A 20,648-nucleotide genomic window follows, 5' to 3' on the forward strand; every position below is an offset into this window, starting at 1 on the left:
GCAATGATCGCGGCGCCCGCGACCAAAAACGGACCACAGCCATGAAGACCTATTCTGCCAAGACGGCCGAGGTCGAGAAGAAGTGGATCTTGATCGACGCAGAAGGCGTTGTCGTCGGCCGCCTGGCCGCCTTCATCGCCAACACGCTGCGCGGCAAGACCAAGCCGACCTTCACGCCTCACATCGACTGCGGTGACAACGTCATCGTGATCAACGCCGACAAGGCGGTGCTGACCGGCAAGAAGTACTACGACAAGAAGTACTACTGGCACACCGGCTTCCCCGGCGGCATCAAGGAGCGCACCGCCCGCGCCATTCTCGAGGGTCGCTTCCCCGAGCGTGTGCTTGAGCAGGCCGTGAAGCGCATGATGCCGGGTGGCCCGCTGAGCCGCGCCCAGCTCAAGAATCTCCGGATCTATTCCGGTGCCACGCATCCGCATGAGGCCCAGTCGCCGGTTTCCGTCGACTTCAAGGCCTTCAACGCGAAGAACGACGGAAAGAGGGCCTAATCCATGGCTGAGCTCCAGTCCCTCGAAGAACTCGGCGGCGCCATGGGCACTGCCCAGGCCGAAGCCCCGGTGCATGTCCAGAAGCTGGACTCCCTTGGCCGCGCCTACGCCACCGGCAAGCGCAAGGACGCCATCGCGCGCGTCTGGATCAAGCCGGGCACCGGCAAGATCACGATCAACAAGAAGGACTACTCCGCGTATTTCGCGCGTCCGGTCCTTCAGATGATCCTGCGTCAGCCGATCGTTCTGACCGACCGCGATGGCCAGTACGATGTGATCGCTACCGTTTCCGGTGGCGGTCTCTCCGGCCAGGCCGGCGCGCTGCGCCACGGCATCTCCAAGGCTCTGACCCACTATGAGCCGGAGCTGCGCGGCATCCTCAAGAAGGAAGGCTTCCTGACGCGCGACAGCCGCGTCGTGGAGCGTAAGAAGTACGGCCGCCGGAAGGCTCGCCGGAGCTTCCAGTTCTCCAAGCGCTGATCGTCACCGATCACCTTGCGACACTCTGCGGCCCGCCTCTGGCGGGCCGTTTTGCGTTCGGGGCTATCCCTTGCGCGACGACAACAGGATGCTGGTTTCCGAGCCGGCGATCCCATCGAGCAGGCGGACGGTGGAAAGCAGCCGGTCGAACGCTTCCAGCGTGTCGGTCTCCAGTTCGGCGACCACATCCCAGCGACCGTTGGTCGTGTGCAGGGCTCGCACCTCCGGGAACCCCTGAAGCCGCCGCACGACGGTCTCCGCCCGGTGCCCCTCGACCTCGATCATCATGATCGCACGCACCCGTCCGCCCGCCTCGTGGCTGCGCAGGCGTATGGTGAACCCCTGGATGACGCCTGTTTCCGTCAGCCTGTCGATCCGCGCTTTCACCGTTGCCCGCGACACGCCGAGATCGGCCGCAAGCGAGGCGACGGGCAGCCGCGCGTCGTGGCGCAGCAGGGCGATGAGTCGGCGGTCCAGGTCGTCCATCTTGTCACTTTGCTAAATTCTGCTTTTCAGACTGGCGGATCATATCGACAAACTGACGAATTATCACCTGTTCGCTCACTCTTCATCCGGACATCATCCGTCCTGAGCTACGCTGTTGCCGGCGGCCGCCGGATCCATTTTCCCGACGGATCGTTGATGGATGAGACAGCAAGGCAGGAGACAGACGCATGTCGACGGACAGGACCCAACCGATTGCACTTCTCGGCGTACCGCTCGAGGCTGGTACTGGACGACGCGGCGCGGCCATGGGGCCGGCGGCACTGCGTGTCGCGGGTCTTGCCGAGCGGCTCGAAGCGCTCGGCTGGTCGGTCAGCGACTTCGGCGACGTGACGCAGCTTCCCCTGGAGACGATTGCCCCGCTGCACCTGCCGGGTAGGGCGCATGTGCCGGAGGTCGTCGCTTCCTGGGTGCGCCCTCTGGCGCGCGAGGCGCGGCGCCTGTGCGACGAGGGCTATCTGCCGGTGTTCATGGGCGGCGACCATTCGCTCTCCATGGGGTCGCTCTCCGGCGTTGCCAGCCATTGGCAGGAGAAGGGTCGTCCCCTGTATGTGCTCTGGCTGGATGCCCATGCCGACTTCAACACGCCGTCCATCTCGCCCTCCGGCAACCTGCATGGCATGTCGCTGGCGCTCGCCGCGGGTGAAGAGGAGCTCTTTCCCGTGATGGCGGACGCGCCCCGCGTCGTTGTAGATCCGTCTCGCATGTGCGTCTTCGGTGCCCGGTCCATCGACCCGCAGGAGCGCGAACTTCTGCGCCGCCGCGGCGTTACCGTCTGCGACATGCGGCAGATCGATGAGAATGGCGTGTCGCTTCTCATGCGCGACTTTCTCAAGAAAGTCAGGCGAGACGGCGGCGTCCTTCATGTATCGCTTGATGTGGATTTCCTCGATCCCGGCATTGCACCGGGCGTGGGAACCACCGTGCCCGGCGGGGCCACCTACCGCGAGGCCCATCTGGTGATGGAGCTGCTGGAGGACGCCGGCGTTACCGTTTCGCTCGATATCGTCGAGCTCAACCCCTTCCTGGACGAACGCGGCCGCAGCGCCATCGCTCTTGCCGAGCTGGTTGCCAGCCTCTTCGGCCAGGATGTCATGGACCGCCCGACCCAGGCCTTTGCCTGACGGGCCCCGATCAATGGAGATGGATGTGACCCGCCTGCCCGAAGACTATATCGCCGCCGAACACGAGCTCGGTGCGCACAACTATAAGCCGATCGACGTCGTTCTGACCCGCGGCGAGGGCGTCTGGCTGTGGGATGTCGACGGCAACCGCTACATGGATTGCCTCGCGGCCTATTCGGCGGTCAATCAGGGTCACTGCCATCCCAAGATCCTCGCGGCGATGACCGAGCAGGCAGCGAAGCTGACGCTGACCTCCCGCGCCTTCCGCAACGATCAGCTGGCGCTTCTTTACGAAGATCTCGCAAGGCTCACCGGAGCCCACAAGATCCTGCCGATGAATTCCGGCGCGGAGGCAGTGGAGAGCGCCGTCAAGGCGGTGCGCAAGTGGGGCTACGAGGTCAAGGGCGTGCCGGCCGGCAAGGCCGAGATCATCGTCTGCGCCAACAATTTCCACGGACGTACCCTCGGCATCGTCGGTTTCTCGACCGATCCCGTGGCCCGGACCGGTTTCGGCCCCTTCGCTCCGGGCTTTCGGGTTGTGCCCTTCGGCGACATCGACGCGCTCGAACAGGCCATCACTCCGAACACCGTCGCCTTCCTCGTTGAGCCGATCCAGGGCGAGGCCGGCATCCTGATCCCGCCGGCCGGCTATTTCGCCCGGGTCCGCGAGCTTTGCACGCAGCACAACGTCACGCTGATCCTCGATGAGATCCAGACGGGCCTGGGGCGGACCGGCAAGCTGCTTGCCGAGGAGCACGAGGGCATCGAGGCCGATGTCACGCTGGTCGGCAAGGCGCTTTCGGGGGGCTTCTATCCCGTCTCCGCGGTGCTCTCGAATTCCGAGGTGCTGGGCGTTTTGCAGCCCGGCGAGCACGGCTCGACCTTCGGCGGCAACCCTCTGGCCTGCGCGGTGGCACGGGCGGCGCTCAAGGCGCTGATCGAGGAGGGAATGATCGAAAATGCCGAACGGCAGGGACAGCGGTTCATCGAGGGCCTGCGTTCGATCCGTTCGAACGCGGTGCGCGACGTGCGCGGGCGCGGCTTGATGCTCGCTGTCGAGCTGCATCCCGAGGCCGGCGGCGCCCGTGCCTATTGCGAAGCGCTGAGGGAGCAGGGGATCCTTGCGAAGGATACCCACGACCACACGATCCGCATCGCCCCGCCGCTGGTCATCAAGGCGGATGAGGTCGATTGGGCGCTCGAGCGCTTCGACAAGGTGCTGACCCGCACGGCTCACTGACCGGCGGCACGGCCGCCACGGCAATCGCAATGGGGGGGTCGGCTCCCCCATTGCGGTTGACCGGCCCGGTGCCCGGAAATCAGGACGCCGTACGGCGGTCGAGTTCGTGGCGGGAGGTGTTGTCGTTGTCGGGAACGACGGTCCAGGAGCGGTAGACAGGATGTGCATCGCGCATCCGGTCGTAGAGCACCACCATGCCGGCCAGAAACGCCATCTTAGCCGCGTAGGTGACCACCGTGCCGACGATGACCAGCGAGAGGTTCAGTGTCAGCGCCCCCCACATGCCCAGCGCAAAGCCCACGGAAGTGGCAAGAGACAGTGCGATGGCCCGGCGGTTGTCTTCCGAGGGGATCGGTACGATGGCGCGGTTGAGCCAGACACGCTCGCCGAAGGTGGCGCGCGCATGCCAGGTGTCCAGGCGTCGGGGCGGAGGGAAGATGCGGGGATTGAGCCAGAGCCAGAGGCACACAGTGGCAATGGAGAGGCCGGCCAGCGGCCAGCCGAACCAGCCGTGCGACCACACTGCCAGATAGAGAAAGGGCAGCGTTGCGAAGCGTGTCCACACGCTCCAGCCGCTCGCGTGGCGGTGCCATACATCCGCATCCATGCCGAGCATGCGCAAGCGGCCGGCATTCATCGGCCGGTAGACCGAATAGCGCGCAGGTCTCGGCCGAGACGTGACCTTTTGCTGTTGCATCTCTCGCATCTCTTGCGAAGTCCGGGGCGACGCTCCCTCTTGCAGGGGGCTGGCACGATCCGGCAGGCGTTTCCTCAAGCCAGACAGTTTAGCCTAGCCGCCGGTTCCTCGCCACCCGAGATGCCTGACATGGTTTGCAGGCGGTATGCGATCAGGAGGTCGCCTTGACGTAGCTGCCCGGCGCGTCCTCGACGATCTTCATCCGGTTGGCACCGGGCTTGCGCGGCTTTGCCGTGGTGCCCTCGTGCTTGCGGATCCAGCTGTCCCAGTGCGGCCACCAGGACCCGGGATGCTCTTTCGCCTTGGCAAGCCACGCTTCGTACTCGCCCTTGGGGCGCGGGCCGGTCCAGTACTGGTATTTGTTCCGAGCCGGGGGATTGACGACGCCGGCGATATGGCCGGACCCCGACAGAACGTAGTCGACGGGTCCGCCGAAGAACTGCGAGCCGAGGAACACCGACTGGGGCGGGGCGATGTGATCCTCGCGGGTCGCAAGGTTGTAGATCGGGATCGTCACCTTACCGAGATCGAGCTTCTCGCCGCCGATTTCCATCGAGCCCTTGCTGAGCCGGTTCTCCAGGTAGCAATTTCGCAGATAGAACGAGTGGTTTGCCGCGGGCATGCGGGTGGAGTCGGAATTCCAGTAGAGGAGGTCGAAGGGGAAGGGTTCCCGCCCCTTGAGGTAGTTGTTGACCACATAGGGCCAGATGAGATCGTTCGAGCGCAGCAGGTTGAAGGCGGAGGCCATCTTCGAACCGTCGAGATAGCCTTTCTCGCCCATCCGCCGCTCGATGGCCTGGATCTGCTCCTCGTCCACGAAGACCTTCAGGTCGCCCGCATGGGTGAAGTCGACCTGCGTGGTGAAGAAGGTCGCGCTGGCAATGCGCTCGTCGCCCTTGGCCGCCATGTAGGCGAGCGTCACGCCCAGCAGTGTTCCGCCGACGCAATAGCCGATGGCGTTGACCTGCTCCTCCCGTGTCGCCTTCCGGATCACGTCCAGCGATTCCAGAATGCCTTCGCGCATGTAGTGCTCGAAGCCCTTTTGCGCCTGCCGCTCGTCCGGGTTCGCCCAGGAGATGACGAAGACCGTGTGTCCCTGATCCACCGCCCATTTGATGAACGACTTCTCCGGCGTCAGGTCGAGAATATAGTACTTGTTGATCCAGGGCGGGACGATCAGCAGCGGCCGCTTCAGCACGGTTTCCGTCGTCGGCTCGTACTGGATCAGTTGGCGCACGTCGTTCTGGGCGATCACCTTGCCGGGGGTCAGGGCGAGGTTGGTGCCGACGCGGAACTTGGTCGGGTCGGACTGGCGGATCTTCAGGTCGCCCTTGCCGGCCTCGATGTCCTCGGCAAGCAGCTTCATGCCGCGCACCAGGTTCTCGCCGTTGGATTCCAGCGTCTCGCGCAGCAGCTCGGGATTGGTCAGCACGAAGTTGGAGGGCGACAGCGCGTTGGCGATCTGCTTGACGTAGAAATCCGCCTTGTGGCGGGTGTGCTCGTCGAGATCGGCCGCCTCCACCACCATCTGCTCGGCCCATTGCGAGGTGATGAGGTAGAGCTGCTTCACGAAGTCGAAGAACTGGTTCTCGCTCCATTCCGGATCGCCGAAGCGCTTGTCGCGCGGATCGGGGCTGGCGGCGGGAAGCGACTGCTCGCCCATCATGCGCTTCAGCGACGAGTTCCACAGGTCGATATATTTGCCCCAGAGCCGTGTCTGCGCTTCGAGCGCGCGCTGCGGGTCGGACATCCAGTACTCGCCGACCTGGGCCAGCGTCTTCAAGATCACCGTAAGCTCGTCGCTCGTCTCCGGCTTGATCTCGCCTTTCTCGCGCGGCTCCACATAAGCCGCCATGGCGCGCCCGGCATTTTCGATGATGCGGCCGAAATTCTGAGCAAACGCCTCTGGATTCTTGACGATATACTGCAACAGCGGACTGGTTTTTTCGTCAGTCATCCCTGGCGTATCCTCCACTCTCGTACCCGGTTGCCGTCAGCGACCGCACCCTCGCGCGGATCGTTTGCGGCGACCATTTCAGACCCCCGTTTGCACACCTTGTCCGCTTGACGCCATAATAGGGCTTGATGACGACCAACTGACAAGTTGGACAAAGCGCTTACAATGTCGTACGTCCCCATCAGCTTGCAAGCGGTGACGTTCGGGAAATTCGTGCAGGACCACGGTTACATGCGTGCAACGGTCTTCACCACCTTTTTGGTCTCGACGCTGGTCGCCGGGTGCGCCTATGCGCCCTCCGGCACGCTGATCGACGCGCTGGAGCCGGAAGGTTCTCCGCGCGCGGCAGCGACGTCCCCCGTGAAGTCCCAGACAGGGACGGCTCAGCCGGCAACTCCATCCTCCACGACGGCCGAGGCTGCAGCGCCCCTGACACCGCCCGTCGCTTATGGGCCGACCGGCGTGCCCGCCATGTCGGGACCGGTCGCAGCGCAGGGAATCGCGGCGACACCTTCTGTGCGCGATCCCGACGGGTTGCTCACCGAGGATGCGGCAGCGGCCACGCGCAGCCGTCTTCAGGAGATTGCACGCTCGCGCGGCGGCGCAAGGCCTGCCGTGGCCAGCAGCGTTTCCCAGCTGAAGAAGCTCGGAGAGAGCCATGGCGCCCGTGCCATTTCAGAGATCGAGGCGGACGGCGCGAGCCAGTGATCTCCTTGTGCCGTTTCAGGCGCGGATATTTTGGCCTCAACGCCTTTTTGCCGATGCGCGGCGGCCCGGCCACTGGTATGTAGCCGCCGTTTGGCATCGCGCCTCGGCCGATGCTTGTATGCGCCTGGATACGAGGCGCGCGCAGACCACGCTTTGCGGGTGAGGATTGGACCATGGAAGAGTTCTACCAGACGCGGCGCTTGCCGCCCTATGTCTTCGAACAGGTCAACCGGCTCAAGGCAAAGGCGCGCGCGGCAGGCGCAGACATCATCGATCTCGGCATGGGCAATCCCGATCTGCCGACCCCCAAGCATATCGTCGACAAGCTGACGGAGACCGTCCAGAACCCCAGGACCCATCGCTATTCGGCGTCCAAGGGCATTCCGGGCCTGCGCCGGGCGCAGGCGGCCTATTACGAGCGCCGGTTCGGCGTGAAGCTCAACCCGGAGACGGAGGTCGTTGCGACCCTCGGTTCCAAGGAAGGCTTCGCCAACATGGCGCAGGCCATTTCTGCGCCGGGCGATGTGGTGCTGGTGCCCAACCCCAGCTATCCGATTCACGCCTTCGGCTTCCTGATGGCCGGTGCGGTGCTGCGCTCGATTCCCTCCGAGCCGGGACCGGAGGTGTTTCACGCGCTGGAGCGTGCGCTCATCCATTCGGTGCCGAAGCCGATCGCGATGATCCTGTGCTATCCGGCCAACCCGACCGCCTATGTCGCCGACATCGAGTTCTACCGGGACATCATTGCCTTCGCGAAGAAGCACGACATTTTCGTGCTGTCCGATCTCGCCTATTCCGAGATCTATTTCGGCTCCACGCCGCCGCCCTCCGTGCTGCAGGTACCGGGAGCCATCGATGTCGCGGTCGAGTTCACCTCGCTCTCCAAGACCTTCTCCATGCCCGGCTGGCGCATGGGCTTCGCCGTCGGCAACGAGCGGCTGATCGCGGCGCTGGCGCGCGTGAAGTCCTACCTCGACTACGGTGCCTTCACGCCGATCCAGGTGGCCGCCTCCGCCGCGCTGAACGGCCCGGACGACTGCATCGTCGCGGCGCGTGAGACCTACCGCAAGCGGCGCGACATCCTGGTCGAATCCTTCGGCCGGGCCGGCTGGGACGTGCCGGCACCGGAAGCGTCCATGTTCGCCTGGGCGCCGATCCCGGAGAAGTTCCGCCATCTCGGTTCGCTGGAATTCTCCAAGCTCCTGATCGAGCATGCGGACGTCGCCGTGGCTCCCGGCCTCGGCTTTGGCGAGTATGGCGACACCCATGTGCGCATCGCCCTGGTGGAAAACGAGCAGCGCATCCGTCAGGCAGCGAGAAGCCTGCGCCGCTTCCTTGAAACCGCGGACGAAAAATTGCACAACGTCATCCCCATCGGAGCCTCGGGTTAAGGGCGTGCCGCCTCGCGCGGCGCGTCACTCCTCAAACGGATCGCGATCTTCATGAAATCTGAATTGCGCGTCGGCGTTGCCGGCCTCGGAACGGTTGGTGCCTCCCTCGTTCGCCTGCTTCGCCGCAAGGCGGACAGTTTTGCCGCTCGTTGCGGCCGCCCCGTCACCGTCACCGGCGTTTCGGCGCGCGATCGCTCCCGTGATCGCGGTGTCGATCTTTCAGGGATCACCTGGCATGACCGGGCCGAAGATCTTGCCGTCTCTCCGGATATCGACGTCTTCGTCGAACTGATCGGCGGAGACAACGGCCCGGCGGAGGCGAGCGTGCGTGCAGCCCTTGCCGCCGGCAAGCACGTGGTGACCGCCAACAAGGCGCTGCTCGCCCGCCACGGTGTCGAGCTCGCCCGCCTTGCCGAGGAAAACGGCGTCAGTCTCGCCTTCGAGGCCGCCGCCGCGGGCGGTATCCCCGTCATCAAGGCGGTGCGCGAGTCCCTGGCCGGCAACGATATCTCGCGGATCTACGGCATCCTCAACGGCACCTGCAATTACATCCTGACCCGGATGGAGCAGGAGGGACTGGACTTTTCCGAGTGCCTCGCCGACGCCCAGCGACTGGGCTATGCAGAGGCCGACCCGACCTTCGATATCGAAGGCTTCGACACCGCCCACAAGCTGGCGCTGCTGACGTCGCTCGCCTTCGGCAACGAGATCGACGCCGACGCGATCTACATCGAGGGCATCTCCTCGATCACCCGCGCCGATATCGAGGCGGCGACCGAGCTCGGCTACCGCATCAAGCTGCTGGGTGTTGCCCAGAAGACCGACAGCGGTATCGAGCAGCGCGTGCACCCGACCATGGTGCCTCGCGCCTCGGCTATCGCCCGGATCGACGGTGTGCTGAACGCGGTCGCCATCGATGGTGACGCGGTCGGCGAGGTCGTACTTGTCGGCCCCGGTGCCGGTGGCAACGCCACTGCCTCGGCCGTTCTGGGAGACCTCGCCGATATTGCGCGTGGCCTTGCCATTCCAGCCCTCGGCCGTCCGGTCGACAAGCTCACCCCCTATAAGGCCGCGCGCATGCGCATGCATGAGGGCGGCTACTATATCCGCCTCGCGGTCTACGACCGTCCCGGCGCCTTTGCAGAGATCGCACGGATCATGGCCGGCGAGGGCATCTCGCTGGAATCCATCGTCCAGCGCGACCGGACCCGCCGCGTCGGCGACCAGGCCCCGCATGGCGACACGCCGCAACCGGTGATCCTGATCACCTACGAAACCACCGAGGCCGCGGTGAAGCGGGCCCTTGCGACGATTTCCGCACAGAACGTCGTCGCCGGGACCCCGCAGCTCATCCGTATCGAGAAACTCGGCTGACCCGATCCGCCCCTGTCACGCGCCCTTCGAGGAACCCTGATGCCCAGCAACGCAGACCTTCATAGCGAAGCACTCGACCGTATTCTGACCCTGGAGCTCGCCCGCGTCACCGAGCGTGCCGCCGTTGGCGCCGCCCGCCTGCGCGGCCGCGGCGACGAGAAGGCTGCCGATCAGGCCGCAGTCGACGCCATGCGCCGTGAACTGAACCGCCTGCCGATCGACGGCACGGTCACCATCGGCGAAGGCGAGCGCGACGAAGCGCCGATGCTCTATATCGGCGAGAAGGTCGGCACGGGCGAGGGGCCGGAGGTCGATATCGCGCTCGATCCGCTCGAGGGCACCACGATCTGCGCCAAGAACCTGCCGAATTCGCTGGCCGTCATTGCCCTGGCCCCGAAGGGCGGCCTGCTCAATGCGCCGGACAGCTACATGGAAAAGATCGCCATCGGTCCGGGCTATCCGGCCGGTCTGGTCGATCTCGATGCGCCCGTGGCCGACAACATCAACGCGCTGGCCAAGGCCAAGGGCGTTCCGGTTGCCGAGATCACCGCTTGCGTGCTCGACCGTCCGCGCCACGCCCGCCTGATCGAGGACCTGCGCGCCACCGGCGTCGCGGTGCGTCTGATCGGCGACGGCGATGTGGCAGGCATCATTCATACGACCGATCCGGACGAGACCGGCATCGACATCTACATGGGTATCGGCGGTGCGCCGGAAGGCGTGCTGGCCGCGGCGGCGCTGCGCTGCATCGGCGGCCAGATGCAGGGCCGCCTCGTGATCACCCGCGACGAGCAGGTCGAGCGCGCCGGCCGCATGGGCATCGACGACATCCATCGCAAGTACACGATGGAAGAGATGGCGCGGGGCGAGGACGTCCTGTTCGCCGCCACCGGCGTTACCGATGGCAACTTCCTGCAGGGCGTGCGCTTCGGGCGCGGCGAGATCACCACCCACACGGTGGTGATGCGCGCGGCAACCGGCACGGTACGCTATATCAAGGCGCGCCACACCCAGCTCGACAAGTTCCACCTCGGCTGAAGGATGGAGGCCGATCGCGCCAGATGACCGGCATCGACCAGACTGCTTCGACGGATGACGGGCGCCGCCGTGTTCTCGGCGTCGTCCGCTCCGCCGGCGAGCGGACCTGGCGGGAGCGGCTGACGCAGCCGCAGGCCGCAACGGCGCTGGCGATGGCACAGCGCCTCGGCGTGCCGGAGGTCGTCGCCCGGGTGATGGCCGCTCGCGATGTCCAGCTGGAAGCGGCCGAGCGGTTTCTCGATCCCGCCATCAAGGACCTGATGCCGGATCCTTCGTCGCTGCGCGACATGGATCCGGCCGTTGCCCGGGTCGCTGATGCCGTGGCCGCTGGCGCACGAATCGCGATCTTCGGCGACTATGACGTGGACGGCGCCACGTCCTCCGCGCTGCTGTCGCGCTATCTCTCTTCCCTCGGCATCGCCAGCCGCATCCACATTCCCGACCGCATCATCGAAGGCTACGGGCCCAACGGGCCGGCCATCCGCATGCTGCGGGAGGAGGGGGCGGGGCTCCTCGTCTGCGTCGATTGCGGAAGCGTCTCCTTCGAGGCCTTCGCCGAGGCCCGCGCCGTCGGCCTTGATGTCGTGGTGCTCGACCATCACCAGGTGGGCGAGGAACTGCCCGCCACCGCTGCCCTGGTCAATCCCAACCGGCAGGACGACCTTTCCGGTCTTGGCCATCTCGCTGCCGTGGGTGTCACCTTTGTCTTCCTCGTCGGGCTGAACCGAGAGCTTCGCCGCCGCGGGCTGTTCCGCGGCAGGCGGGAGCCGGACCTGCTGGCGCTGCTCGATCTTGTTGCCGTCGGCACGGTCTGCGACGTGGTGCCGCTGAAAGGGCTGAACCGGGCTTTCGTGCGGAAGGGCCTGCTCGCCATGCACGGCCGTGCCAATGCCGGCCTTGCCGCGCTCGGCGACGTGTCGCGCGTCCACGGCCGGGCAACGCCCTATCATCTCGGTTTCATGATCGGCCCGCGCATCAATGCAGGCGGACGCATCGGCGATGCCGCGCTCGGCGCGCGGCTTCTCACCACCGACGACATGGACGAGGCGCGCACCATCGCAGAACGGCTCGACGGACTGAATACCGAGCGCCAGGCCATCGAGGCCGAAATGCTGCTGGAGGGCGATGCCCAGGCACTGGTCGCCACGCAGCAGGACGACCCGGCTGTGCTCTTCACCGGCTCGCCCGGGTGGCATCCCGGCGTTGTCGGTCTTGTCGCGTCCCGCCTGAAAGAGCGGTACCGCCGTCCGGCCTTCGCCATCGCCTATGACGTCGACGGCAAGGGGACAGGCTCCGGGCGCTCGATCCCCGGTGTCGACCTCGGCGCTGCCGTGCGGCGGGCCGTTGACGAAAAGATCCTGGAGAAGGGCGGCGGACATGCCATGGCCGCAGGCCTTACCGTGCGCCGCGAGCGGCTGGACGATCTTGCCGCCTTCATGCAGGCGACGCTTTCCGATGCCGTTACGGCGGCCCGATCGGCGACCGAGCTGAAGATCGACGGCGCCATGACTGCAGGTGCGGCAAGTGCCGAGCTGCTGCACATGCTGGAGACGGCCGGCCCGTTCGGTGCGGGCCACCCGGAGCCGGTCTTCGCCTTTCCCAGCCACCGCGTGACCTTCGCCGATACGGTCGGCAAGGGGCATGTCCGCCTGACGCTGGCCGATGGCGGCGGAAGCACGCTCAAGGCCATCGCCTTCAAGGCTGCCGACACCCCGCTCGGCCAGGCGATCCTTGGAGCCCGGGGTAGCGCCCTGCATGTTGCCGGGGCGCTGTCCCTCGATACATGGCAAGGGCAGGAGCGCGTGCAACTGAGGGTGATCGATGTTGCCGATCCGCAGCGTTCCCGCCTCTAGGCGCGGATCGGACGCCCCGGAATCTTCTGCCCATCGGCATTTCCTGCCTCGTTAAGGAAGGCGAAACTCCGCCCGCACTACTGTGTTCCCGGATGGAATTGCGGGATGGAATCATGACTCCTCGGGCCCAGTTGCGTCATTTGATGGCCGAAGTCGACACTGCTGCGGACAATGCAGAGCGCGCCTTGCGCCGCCTGCAGGCGCAGGGCGTTTCCGCCGCTGTTCCCGAGCGCGCTCCCGCCGTCACGCCACTGCGGGCCGGGCTGGTGCTCGCCAGCCTGCTGATGGCGGCCAAGGTCATCGTCTCCAACGATTGACGAGTTCGCGGCACCAACCTCGCTTCGCTGCGGCGCTTTTTGGTTGGTCGCGCGATTTGTCGCCTTGATTGTGGCGGTCGATGGGGCCAGCATCCGGCCTCATGAACATCTCTTCCTCTCCCGAAACCTTTCGCTTGGCGCTATGCGCCTTCAACCTCGGCATGGGCGGACGCAGCCGCGAGGCATTCCTCGCCGGCATCTCGCAGCGTCTCGCCCGCGCCCATGCCCAGGGCGCCGAGCTCCTGGTCCTTCCCGAATATCTCAGCGAGGCGTTTCTCGCCTGGAAGCCGAAGGGCCTGAAGCCGACGGCGGAACTTGCCTTCATGGCGGCAGAGGCGGAAGCCTTGCTGCCGGAAATGGCGGCTCTCGTCGCCGAACACGGGGTCTCGCTCGTTGCCGGCTCCGTACCTTGGGCCGACGGCAAGGGCGGCTTCGTCAACCGCGCCGTCGCCATGCTGCCCGATGGACGCAGTATCGCCCATGACAAGCTGGCCCTGACGCCGTTCGAGCTCGACCGCGAGAGCTGGTATCTCACCCCGGGCGACAAGGTGATCCGCTTCGAGTTCGCCGGCCTGTCCATGATGATGCTGATCTGCCTCGATATCGAGATGCCGGCGCTCTCCAGCCTTATCGCTCGCGATGCACCCGACCTGCTGATCGTGCCGTCGATGACCTCGAGCCTTGCCGGCTATCACCGGGTCTTCGGCTGTGCCAAGGCGCGTGCCGTCGAGCTCATGTGCTCGGTCGCCGTCTGCGGCGTCGTGGGGGCGGCGCCCGGCACCACGCAGAACGACAGCAACGTGTCCGGCGCCGCGCTCTACATCCCGTGCGAGCCCGCACTCGGTTATCGCGGCGTAGCGGCCGAGATGCCCCCCGTCGACGGCACGAAGGGCCAGGAGCCGTTCCTGGTGACCGATGTTCCGGTCGCAGCCATTCGCGCGTTGCGCGCCGGCGGTGCCGAGGTATGGCCGGGCGCGTGGTCGGCAGAACATGTCACGTTGTCGAGCGGGTGACACGATGAGCGTTCCCGATGTTTCCGAGACCCTTGGCAGCGACCGCGCCTGTGGTGCGGTGGTCCTTCTCGGTGGCCTCAGCGGCGGGCTGGGCGTTGCACTTTCGGCGATGGCGGCTCATCTGCCGGGAGGCGAGTTGCTGGCTAATGCGGCCAACATGCTGCTGTTCCATGCGCCGGCCTTCCTGGCATTGGCGGCGCTGAGGGGCACCGGCCCGCGCGGTGTCCTGGCGTTTGCGACGCTGGCCCTCGCCATCGGCCTGGCGCTTTTTGCCGGCGACCTTGCTTCGCGGGTCATGCTGGGAGACCGCCTGTTCGCAATGGCGGCGCCCACTGGCGGCAGCCTGATGATCCTCGGCTGGGCCGGCATCCTCGTGGCTGGTGTCGCACGGTTGATGCGCCGGGCTTGAAGCCCGCCTTTGCCGTGGCCGTCGCAGGTGCGACGCAAAGCCTCGACGGAATGTCGTTTTTCGGCAAGACCGGTCGTGGGATCGGTAGCACAACGGGAGAGAAGGCGTTCGAAAGGTCGGCCCCATGTATGGGGCTGCCTCCCGTCCGCGAGAACGCCGTCGGCAAGAGGATCGCATGACACGTTTCTCCTTCTGGGACCTGGCCTTGAAGGCCGTCAACGCCCATCAGGACTGGGGTCACCAGTGGCGCAAACCCGATCCGAAGCCCGAATATGATGTGATCATCATCGGTGCCGGCGGCCACGGTCTTGCCACGGCCTATTATCTCGCGAGCGAACACGGCATCACCAATGTCGCCGTGCTGGAAAAGGGTTGGCTTGGCGGCGGCAATACGGGCCGCAACACCACCATCGTGCGATCCAATTATCTCTGGGAGGAGAGCGAGGCGCTCTACGACCACGCGATGGACCTGTGGCAGGACCTGTCGCAGGAGCTGAACTACAACGTCATGTACTCCGCCCGCGGCGTGATGATGCTCGCCCATACGGTGCACGACATCCAGGTCTTCAAGCGGCACGTTCATGCCAACCGGCTGGCCGGCGTCCAGAACGAGTGGCTGAGCGCGGAGGAGGCCAAGGAGTTCTGCCCTCCGCTTAATATCGGCCGTAACATCCGCTATCCCGTGCTCGGCGCCGCGCTCCAGCGCAAGGGCGGCGTAGCCCGTCATGACGCAGTGGCCTGGGGCTACGCGCGCGGCGCTGACCGGCGCGGCGTCGACATCATCCAGAATTGCGCCGTCACGGGTATTCGCCGCCATGCCGACGGATCTGTGGCCGGGGTCGAGACCTCGCGCGGTTTCATCGGCGCGAAGAAGGTCGGCGTTGTCGCGGCCGGTCACACCTCGGTCGTGATGGACATGGCCGGCGTTCGCATGCCGCTGGAGTCCAACCCGCTTCAGGCGCTGGTGTCCGAGCCCGTGAAGCCGTGTTTCCCCTGCGTGGTGATGTCCAACACGGTGCACGCCTATATCTCGCAGTCGGACAAGGGCGAGCTGGTGATCGGTGCGGGCACCGACCAGTATGTCTCCTACAGCCAGACCGGCGGACTGCAGATCACCACGCACACGGTCGATGCCATCTGCGAGCTGTTCCCGATGTTCCGCCGCATGCGCATGCTGCGCAACTGGGGCGGCATCGTCGACGTGACGCCGGACCGCTCGCCCATCATCGGCAAGACCCCGGTGCCGGGCCTTTACGTCAATTGCGGCTGGGGCACGGGCGGGTTCAAGGCAACGCCCGGCTCGGGCCATGTCTTCGCCCACACCATCGCGCGGGACGAACCGCATCCGATCAACGCGCCGTTCACGCTGGACCGGTTCCGCACCGGCCGGCTCATCGACGAGGCGGCAGCCGCCGCCGTCGCGCATTGAGGCCCGACATGACGCATCAGCCTGTGAACCTTGCCGGCAAGCTCGCTCTGTTCTCCGACCACTGGTCGCCGAAGATTGTCGGCTCGTTCAACGGTCACGATCTTATGGTGGTGAAGGTCAAGGGAGAGTTCACCTGGCATTCGCACCCCGACACGGACGACTTCTTTCAAGTCCTGTCCGGTAGGTTGACCATCCGCATGCGTGATGGCGACGTTACGCTCGGGCCCGGCGAACTGTTTGTCGTTCCCAAAGGCGTGGAGCATTGCCCGGTTGCCGAGGTCGAAACCCACCTGTTGCTGATCGAGCCTTCCGGGACGCCGAACACCGGCGACCCGGATACCGCCGCACGCAAGATCGAGATCTAGGGGCAAGCCGATGCTGTTGATCCACTGCCCCTGCTGCGGCGTCGACCGCCCGGAGATCGAATTCCGCTATGGCGGCGAGGCGCATATCGCCCGTCCCGCGCAGCCGGCGGATCTCGACGATCATCAATGGGCCGAGTTTCTCTACATGCGAACCAACCCCAAGGGCGTGATGGCCGAGCGCTGGCGCCACGTCCATGGCTGCGGCCGCTTCTTCAATGCGCTGCGCGACACGGTCAGCGACCGCTTCATCGCCGTCTACAAGACCGGCGAGCCGCGCCCGGATAGTGCCGCCGCCAGCGGGGAGGGCGCCCGATGACCGCCTCCTTCCGCACTTCGAAGGGCGGGCGCATCGACCGCGCGAAATCCGTCACATTCACCTTCGACGGCAAGACGCTCACCGGCCGGGCCGGCGACACGCTGGCCTCGGCGCTGCTCGCCAACGGCATTCATCTCGTCGGCCGCTCGTTCAAGTACCACCGCCCGCGCGGCATCGTGACCGCCGGCTCAGAGGAGCCGAATGCGTTGGTCGGGGTGGCGAAGTCCGCGGCGGCCGCCGCCGGCCAGAGCGTGCCGAACCTGCGGGCCACCCAGGTCGAGATTCACGACGGGATGGTCGTCGTCAGCCAGAACCGCTGGCCTTCGCTCGACTTCGACATCGGCGCGGTCAACGACCGCCTGTCCCCGTTCTTCGTTGCCGGCTTCTATTACAAGACCTTCATGTGGCCGAAGAGCTTCTGGAACCGGGTCTACGAGCCGTTCATCCGCGCCGCCGCCGGTCTCGGAAAGGCGCCGACCGCGCCGGATCCGGACCGCTATGCCAATCGCTATACCCACTGCGACGTGCTCGTGGCTGGCAGTGGCCCGGCGGGTCTTGCTGCCGCGCTTGCGGCGTCGCGCGCTGGCGCCCGGGTGATCCTTGCCGACGAGCAGGGGGAGCCCGGCGGCTCGCTGCTGCACGAGGCAGGTGCCGAGATCGACGGCCGTCCCGCGACCGCGTGGGTCGCCGCGGCGATTGCCGAGCTTGCCGGCAACGACCGTGTCACGCTCCTGCCGCGCACCACCGTCTTCGGCTACTTCAACCAGAACTTCGTCGCGCTTGCCGAGCGGGTCACCGACCACCTCGCCGATCCGGACCCGTCGCTGCCGCGCGAGCGTCTGTGGCAAGTTCGCGCGCGCCAGGTGGTGCTTGCCACCGGCGCCATCGAGCGTCCGCTGGTCTTCCCCGAGAACGACCGTCCGGGCGTGATGATGGCCGAGGCAGGACGCATCTACGCCAACCGCTTCGGTGTCCTGCCGGGCCGGGCGATTGCGGTCGCCACGGCCTGCGACAGCGCCTGGCATGCGGCCTTCGACATCAAGGCGCTCGGCGGCAACGTGGTCGCCATCCTCGACATGCGCAGCGAGGTTGACCCGGCGCTGAAGGAGCGCGCCCGCGCGCTTTCGATCCGGGTGGAAACCGGCTGCACAGTCACCGGCGTCAAGGGGTCGAAGCGCGTCCAGGGCGTCATGATTGGCCGGCTGGCAGGCGACAAGGTTTCGCCGGCTGGCAGTCTCGCCTGCGATTGCCTGCTGATGTCGGGCGGCTGGACGCCCAATGTCAGCCTGCATTCGCAGGCGCGCGGCAAGCTCGACTGGAACCCGGACAAGGGCGCTTTCCTGCCCGGCGACCCGGTACAGGCGCAGCGCTCGGCCGGCAGCTGCCGCGGCATCGACGGACTGGCGCAGGTGCTGGCCGACGGTGCCCGTGCCGGCGCGGAAGCGGCGGAAGCCGCAACCGGGACTCCGGCCGATATTCCGGCCTTTTCCGCAAGCGGCGGCGAGGTCTCATCCGGCTGGTGGCTGGGGGCCGTGCCGCATGACCGCGATGCATCCCGCGTGCGCGCCTTTGTCGACTTCCAGAACGATGTCACGGCAAAGGATGTGAAGCTTGCCGTGCGCGAGGGCATGCATTCCATCGAGCATATCAAGCGCTACACCACGACCGGCATGGCGACCGATCAGGGGCGCCTCTCCAACATGAATGCGCTCTCCATCGCCTCCACGGCACTCGCCAACGAGGTTCCGCAGGTCGGTCTCACCACCTTCCGCCAGCCCTATACGCCGGTGACCTTCGGCACGCTGGCGACGACCTCGCGCGGCGATCTGTTCGATCCCGTCCGCCGAACGCCGATCCACGACTGGGCGGCGGCGCAAGGCGCGGCGTTCGAGGATGTGAGCCTGTGGAAGCGCGCCTGGTACTTCCCGAAAGGCGGCGAAGACATGCACGCGGCGGTGCTGCGCGAATGCCGGACCGTGCGCGAGAGCGTCGGCATCTTCGATGCCTCGACCCTCGGCAAGATCGAGGTGGTCGGACCGGATGCGGCAGAGTTCCTCGAGCGGATCTACACCAACCCCTGGAAGAAGCTCGGCATCGGGCGGCTGCGTTACGGGCTGATGCTCAACGAGGCCGGGTTCATCATGGATGACGGCGTCGTCGGCCGTATAGCCGAGGACCGCTTCCACGTCACCACCACGACCGGCGGCGCCCCGCGCGTCCTCGCCCATATGGAGGACTATCTCCAGACCGAATGGCCGGACCTCAAGGTCTGGCTGACCTCCACCACCGAACAATGGGCGGTGATCGCCGTGCAGGGACCGAAGGCACGCGAGGCGATTGCTCCTCTTGTCGATGACATCGATCTTGCGACCGAGGTCATGCCGCACATGTCGGTGCGCGAGGGGCATGTCATGGGCGGCATCCCCTGCCGGCTGTTCCGCATGAGCTTCACCGGCGAGTCGGGCTACGAGATCAACGTCCCGCCATCGCGGGCGCGTCAGGTCTGGGACGCAGTCTTCGCCAATGTCGAGCGGCTCGGCGGCTGCGCCTACGGCACGGAGACGATGCATGTCCTGCGCGCCGAAAAGGGCTACATCATCGTCGGTCAGGAAACCGACGGTACAGTGACGCCGGACGATGTCGGCATGTCCTGGGCCATCGGCAAGAACAAGCCGGACTTCGTCGGCAAGCGTTCGCTCGCCCGCCCGGATCTTGTGGCGCCGGGGCGCAAGCAGCTCGTCGGCCTGCTGACGAAAGACGGCAAGGCGCTGGTGGAGGAGGGGGCACAGGTCACCGCCGAGGCTGACCCTGCACCGCGCACGCCCGCACTCGGCCACGTCACCTCGTCTTACATGTCCGCCGCTGCCGGCCGGCCGATTGCGCTGGCGATGATCGCCAACGGCCGTGCCCGCCTCGGCGAGATCCTCCACGTCCCGATGCCGAATGGCGCGATTGCCGTCGAGGTCGTCGCGCCGCTCTTCGTCGATCCGGAAGGAAGCCGGCTCAATGCCTGACGCCCTGTTTCACACGCCCGCCGAGACGCTGGCACTGCCGCGGCTCGCCGGCACCGGAACCACGCTCCACCGCGCTGCGCCGCTGGTGCGCTTCGTGTTTCGGGGCGATGCCGCCGCCGCGGAGAAAGCGGGAGCCGCGTTCGGTGTGCCCCTGCCGCAATCGCCGCTCGCCGCCGAGACGTCCGGCGAACGCGCCGCACTCTGGCAGGGGCCGGACGAGTGGCTTCTGCTTGCCCGGCCGGCCGGCGATGGGCCGCAGGCGGTCGATGCACTCGCTCGCAGCCTCGCCGGCGAGATCGCCGCGGCACTCGGCGATACACCGCATTCGCTGGTCGACGTGTCGGAGCGCAATGTCGCGCTGCTGATTGAAGGGCCGGGCGCTTCCGACCTCCTCAACACGCATGTCTTTCTGGATCTCGACCCCGCCGCTTTCCCGGTCGGCATGGTGACGCGCACGCTCTTCACCAAGGCGGAGATCGTGCTCTGGCGCACGGGTGGCGACGCCTTCGCGCTGGAATGCTGGTCGAGCTTCGCGCCCTATGTCGAGGCGCACCTCGCCGAGGCGTGATCCGGGTAACGCGTCCGCTCATCAAAAAAGAGCAGGGAAAACGGCGGCGACGCGGCCGCCGCCGTTGTTTGTTTCTGGAGCGGCTCTTGCGCGGCGGCAGCGGTCGTGGTGAATGTGCAGGTCGTCGCCCCTGACCGATGGGAGGGGCCGGCAAGCCGTCTGGAGCTGGTTGCTGAAGGGACGGTTTCCGGGAAACGGCGCGCTATGGCGACGGGTGAACACCGTTCAGGACAAGTGATCCGCCATGGTGTTGGTAGGCTGTTCGGCCTGCCCAGGAATCCTGCTGGTTCCGACCCTTCGGCCATTCCAGTGCTATTGTCGTCAGCTCGGCTCGCCAGCGAG

General features: G+C 66.3%; 20 protein-coding genes. 17 read left to right on the top strand and 3 right to left on the bottom strand.

Annotation, left to right across the window (positions count from 1 at the left end; translation table 11 throughout):
- The first annotated feature begins 41 nt into the window (after positions 1-41).
- Together rplM and rpsI are read left to right on the top strand one after the other, a co-directional pair.
- Positions 42-509, top strand: coding sequence for a 50S ribosomal protein L13 (gene rplM / locus GH266_RS00665; RefSeq protein WP_067214860.1), 468 nt, complete (start codon positions 42-44; stop codon positions 507-509).
- Between the two features lie 3 nt (positions 510-512).
- Positions 513-989 carry a 30S ribosomal protein S9 gene (gene rpsI / locus GH266_RS00670; protein WP_120268038.1) on the top strand — a complete coding sequence of 159 codons (477 nt, stop codon included), beginning with the start codon at positions 513-515 and terminating at the stop codon, positions 987-989.
- A gap of 63 nt (positions 990-1,052) precedes the next feature.
- Here the strand turns inward: rpsI and GH266_RS00675 are convergent, their stop codons facing one another.
- Positions 1,053-1,475, bottom strand: coding sequence for an Lrp/AsnC family transcriptional regulator (locus tag GH266_RS00675; protein ID WP_067333342.1), 423 nt, complete (start codon positions 1,473-1,475; stop codon positions 1,053-1,055).
- Positions 1,476-1,663: 188 nt separating this feature from the next.
- Between GH266_RS00675 and rocF the strand changes: the two genes are divergently transcribed.
- Positions 1,664-2,617 (top strand): arginase, encoded by a 954-nt coding sequence (gene rocF / locus GH266_RS00680; RefSeq protein ID WP_158192172.1) that lies wholly within the window; start codon positions 1,664-1,666, stop codon positions 2,615-2,617.
- Between the two features lie 25 nt (positions 2,618-2,642).
- Positions 2,643-3,857: an ornithine--oxo-acid transaminase gene (gene rocD, locus GH266_RS00685; RefSeq protein ID WP_425329555.1), complete on the top strand. Its 1,215-nt coding sequence runs from the start codon at positions 2,643-2,645 to the stop codon at positions 3,855-3,857.
- A gap of 79 nt (positions 3,858-3,936) precedes the next feature.
- On the opposite strand, the gene GH266_RS00690 is transcribed toward rocD, so the two are convergent.
- Both GH266_RS00690 and GH266_RS00695 read right to left on the bottom strand, forming a co-directional pair.
- Positions 3,937-4,554, bottom strand: coding sequence for a DUF6653 family protein (locus GH266_RS00690; RefSeq protein ID WP_199270414.1), 618 nt, complete (start codon positions 4,552-4,554; stop codon positions 3,937-3,939).
- A gap of 151 nt (positions 4,555-4,705) precedes the next feature.
- Positions 4,706-6,511 carry a PHA/PHB synthase family protein gene (locus tag GH266_RS00695; protein WP_158192173.1) on the bottom strand — a complete coding sequence of 602 codons (1,806 nt, stop codon included), beginning with the start codon at positions 6,509-6,511 and terminating at the stop codon, positions 4,706-4,708.
- Between the two features lie 231 nt (positions 6,512-6,742).
- Here GH266_RS00695 and GH266_RS00700 point away from each other — a divergent pair, with 231 nt between their 5' ends.
- From GH266_RS00700 to GH266_RS00760, 13 genes are all read left to right on the top strand, one after another.
- Entirely contained in the window at positions 6,743-7,219 is a 477-nt protein-coding gene (locus GH266_RS00700) for a hypothetical protein (RefSeq protein ID WP_158192174.1), read from the top strand.
- Positions 7,220-7,392: 173 nt separating this feature from the next.
- A complete protein-coding gene (locus GH266_RS00705) occupies positions 7,393-8,610 on the top strand; it encodes an LL-diaminopimelate aminotransferase (protein ID WP_158192175.1) in 1,218 nt (405 codons plus the stop codon).
- A gap of 51 nt (positions 8,611-8,661) precedes the next feature.
- A complete protein-coding gene (locus GH266_RS00710; RefSeq protein WP_158192176.1) occupies positions 8,662-9,984 on the top strand; it encodes a homoserine dehydrogenase in 1,323 nt (440 codons plus the stop codon).
- 39 nt (positions 9,985-10,023) lie between these two features.
- Positions 10,024-11,022, top strand: coding sequence for a class II fructose-bisphosphatase (glpX, locus tag GH266_RS00715; protein WP_158192177.1), 999 nt, complete (start codon positions 10,024-10,026; stop codon positions 11,020-11,022).
- A gap of 23 nt (positions 11,023-11,045) precedes the next feature.
- Complete coding sequence (gene recJ, locus GH266_RS00720; protein ID WP_158192178.1) at positions 11,046-12,875, top strand: single-stranded-DNA-specific exonuclease RecJ; 1,830 nt, start codon at positions 11,046-11,048, stop codon at positions 12,873-12,875.
- Positions 12,876-12,988: 113 nt separating this feature from the next.
- Positions 12,989-13,192 (top strand): hypothetical protein, encoded by a 204-nt coding sequence (locus tag GH266_RS00725; protein ID WP_158192179.1) that lies wholly within the window; start codon positions 12,989-12,991, stop codon positions 13,190-13,192.
- 101 nt (positions 13,193-13,293) lie between these two features.
- Positions 13,294-14,205, top strand: a complete 912-nt coding sequence (locus tag GH266_RS00730) for a nitrilase-related carbon-nitrogen hydrolase (RefSeq protein ID WP_158192180.1) — start codon at positions 13,294-13,296, stop codon at positions 14,203-14,205.
- Between the two features lie 4 nt (positions 14,206-14,209).
- Positions 14,210-14,614, top strand: a complete 405-nt coding sequence (locus tag GH266_RS00735; RefSeq protein WP_158192181.1) for a DUF423 domain-containing protein — start codon at positions 14,210-14,212, stop codon at positions 14,612-14,614.
- A 175-nt stretch (positions 14,615-14,789) separates the two neighbouring features.
- Entirely contained in the window at positions 14,790-16,043 is a 1,254-nt protein-coding gene (locus tag GH266_RS00740; protein WP_158192182.1) for a sarcosine oxidase subunit beta family protein, read from the top strand.
- An 8-nt stretch (positions 16,044-16,051) separates the two neighbouring features.
- Entirely contained in the window at positions 16,052-16,408 is a 357-nt protein-coding gene (locus GH266_RS00745) for a cupin domain-containing protein (protein WP_158192183.1), read from the top strand.
- 10 nt (positions 16,409-16,418) lie between these two features.
- On the top strand, positions 16,419-16,724 hold the full coding sequence (locus tag GH266_RS00750) for a sarcosine oxidase subunit delta (protein WP_158192184.1): 306 nt from the start codon (positions 16,419-16,421) through the stop codon (positions 16,722-16,724).
- The gene (locus GH266_RS00755; RefSeq protein ID WP_158192185.1) at positions 16,721-19,738 is read left to right on the top strand and encodes a sarcosine oxidase subunit alpha family protein; all 3,018 of its coding nucleotides are present in this window, start codon (positions 16,721-16,723) and stop codon (positions 19,736-19,738) included. Before GH266_RS00750 ends, GH266_RS00755 begins: the two co-directional genes overlap by 4 nt.
- Entirely contained in the window at positions 19,731-20,306 is a 576-nt protein-coding gene (locus GH266_RS00760; protein ID WP_158192186.1) for a sarcosine oxidase subunit gamma, read from the top strand. The genes GH266_RS00755 and GH266_RS00760 overlap by 8 nt, the downstream gene beginning before the upstream one ends.
- The last annotated feature ends 342 nt before the right edge of the window (positions 20,307-20,648 follow it).

Source organism: Stappia indica (genome assembly GCF_009789575.1).
Taxonomy (GTDB): domain Bacteria; phylum Pseudomonadota; class Alphaproteobacteria; order Rhizobiales; family Stappiaceae; genus Stappia; species Stappia indica_A.

What these genes read in the sequence shown, in the direction of transcription:
- rplM (WP_067214860.1), top strand. Translation starts at nt 42, where the DNA reads ATGAAGACCTATTCTGCCAAGACGGCCGAGGTCGAGAAGAAGTGGATC.
- rpsI (WP_120268038.1), top strand. Translation starts at nt 513, where the DNA reads ATGGCTGAGCTCCAGTCCCTCGAAGAACTCGGCGGCGCCATGGGCACT.
- GH266_RS00675 (WP_067333342.1), bottom strand. Translation starts at nt 1,475, where the DNA reads ATGGACGACCTGGACCGCCGACTCATCGCCCTGCTGCGCCACGACGCG.
- rocF (WP_158192172.1), top strand. Translation starts at nt 1,664, where the DNA reads ATGTCGACGGACAGGACCCAACCGATTGCACTTCTCGGCGTACCGCTC.
- GH266_RS00690 (WP_199270414.1), bottom strand. Translation starts at nt 4,554, where the DNA reads ATGCAACAGCAAAAGGTCACGTCTCGGCCGAGACCTGCGCGCTATTCG.
- GH266_RS00695 (WP_158192173.1), bottom strand. Translation starts at nt 6,511, where the DNA reads ATGACTGACGAAAAAACCAGTCCGCTGTTGCAGTATATCGTCAAGAAT.
- GH266_RS00700 (WP_158192174.1), top strand. Translation starts at nt 6,743, where the DNA reads ATGCGTGCAACGGTCTTCACCACCTTTTTGGTCTCGACGCTGGTCGCC.
- GH266_RS00705 (WP_158192175.1), top strand. Translation starts at nt 7,393, where the DNA reads ATGGAAGAGTTCTACCAGACGCGGCGCTTGCCGCCCTATGTCTTCGAA.
- GH266_RS00710 (WP_158192176.1), top strand. Translation starts at nt 8,662, where the DNA reads ATGAAATCTGAATTGCGCGTCGGCGTTGCCGGCCTCGGAACGGTTGGT.
- glpX (WP_158192177.1), top strand. Translation starts at nt 10,024, where the DNA reads ATGCCCAGCAACGCAGACCTTCATAGCGAAGCACTCGACCGTATTCTG.
- recJ (WP_158192178.1), top strand. Translation starts at nt 11,046, where the DNA reads ATGACCGGCATCGACCAGACTGCTTCGACGGATGACGGGCGCCGCCGT.
- GH266_RS00725 (WP_158192179.1), top strand. Translation starts at nt 12,989, where the DNA reads ATGACTCCTCGGGCCCAGTTGCGTCATTTGATGGCCGAAGTCGACACT.
- GH266_RS00730 (WP_158192180.1), top strand. Translation starts at nt 13,294, where the DNA reads ATGAACATCTCTTCCTCTCCCGAAACCTTTCGCTTGGCGCTATGCGCC.
- GH266_RS00735 (WP_158192181.1), top strand. Translation starts at nt 14,210, where the DNA reads ATGAGCGTTCCCGATGTTTCCGAGACCCTTGGCAGCGACCGCGCCTGT.
- GH266_RS00740 (WP_158192182.1), top strand. Translation starts at nt 14,790, where the DNA reads ATGACACGTTTCTCCTTCTGGGACCTGGCCTTGAAGGCCGTCAACGCC.
- GH266_RS00745 (WP_158192183.1), top strand. Translation starts at nt 16,052, where the DNA reads ATGACGCATCAGCCTGTGAACCTTGCCGGCAAGCTCGCTCTGTTCTCC.
- GH266_RS00750 (WP_158192184.1), top strand. Translation starts at nt 16,419, where the DNA reads ATGCTGTTGATCCACTGCCCCTGCTGCGGCGTCGACCGCCCGGAGATC.
- GH266_RS00755 (WP_158192185.1), top strand. Translation starts at nt 16,721, where the DNA reads ATGACCGCCTCCTTCCGCACTTCGAAGGGCGGGCGCATCGACCGCGCG.
- GH266_RS00760 (WP_158192186.1), top strand. Translation starts at nt 19,731, where the DNA reads ATGCCTGACGCCCTGTTTCACACGCCCGCCGAGACGCTGGCACTGCCG.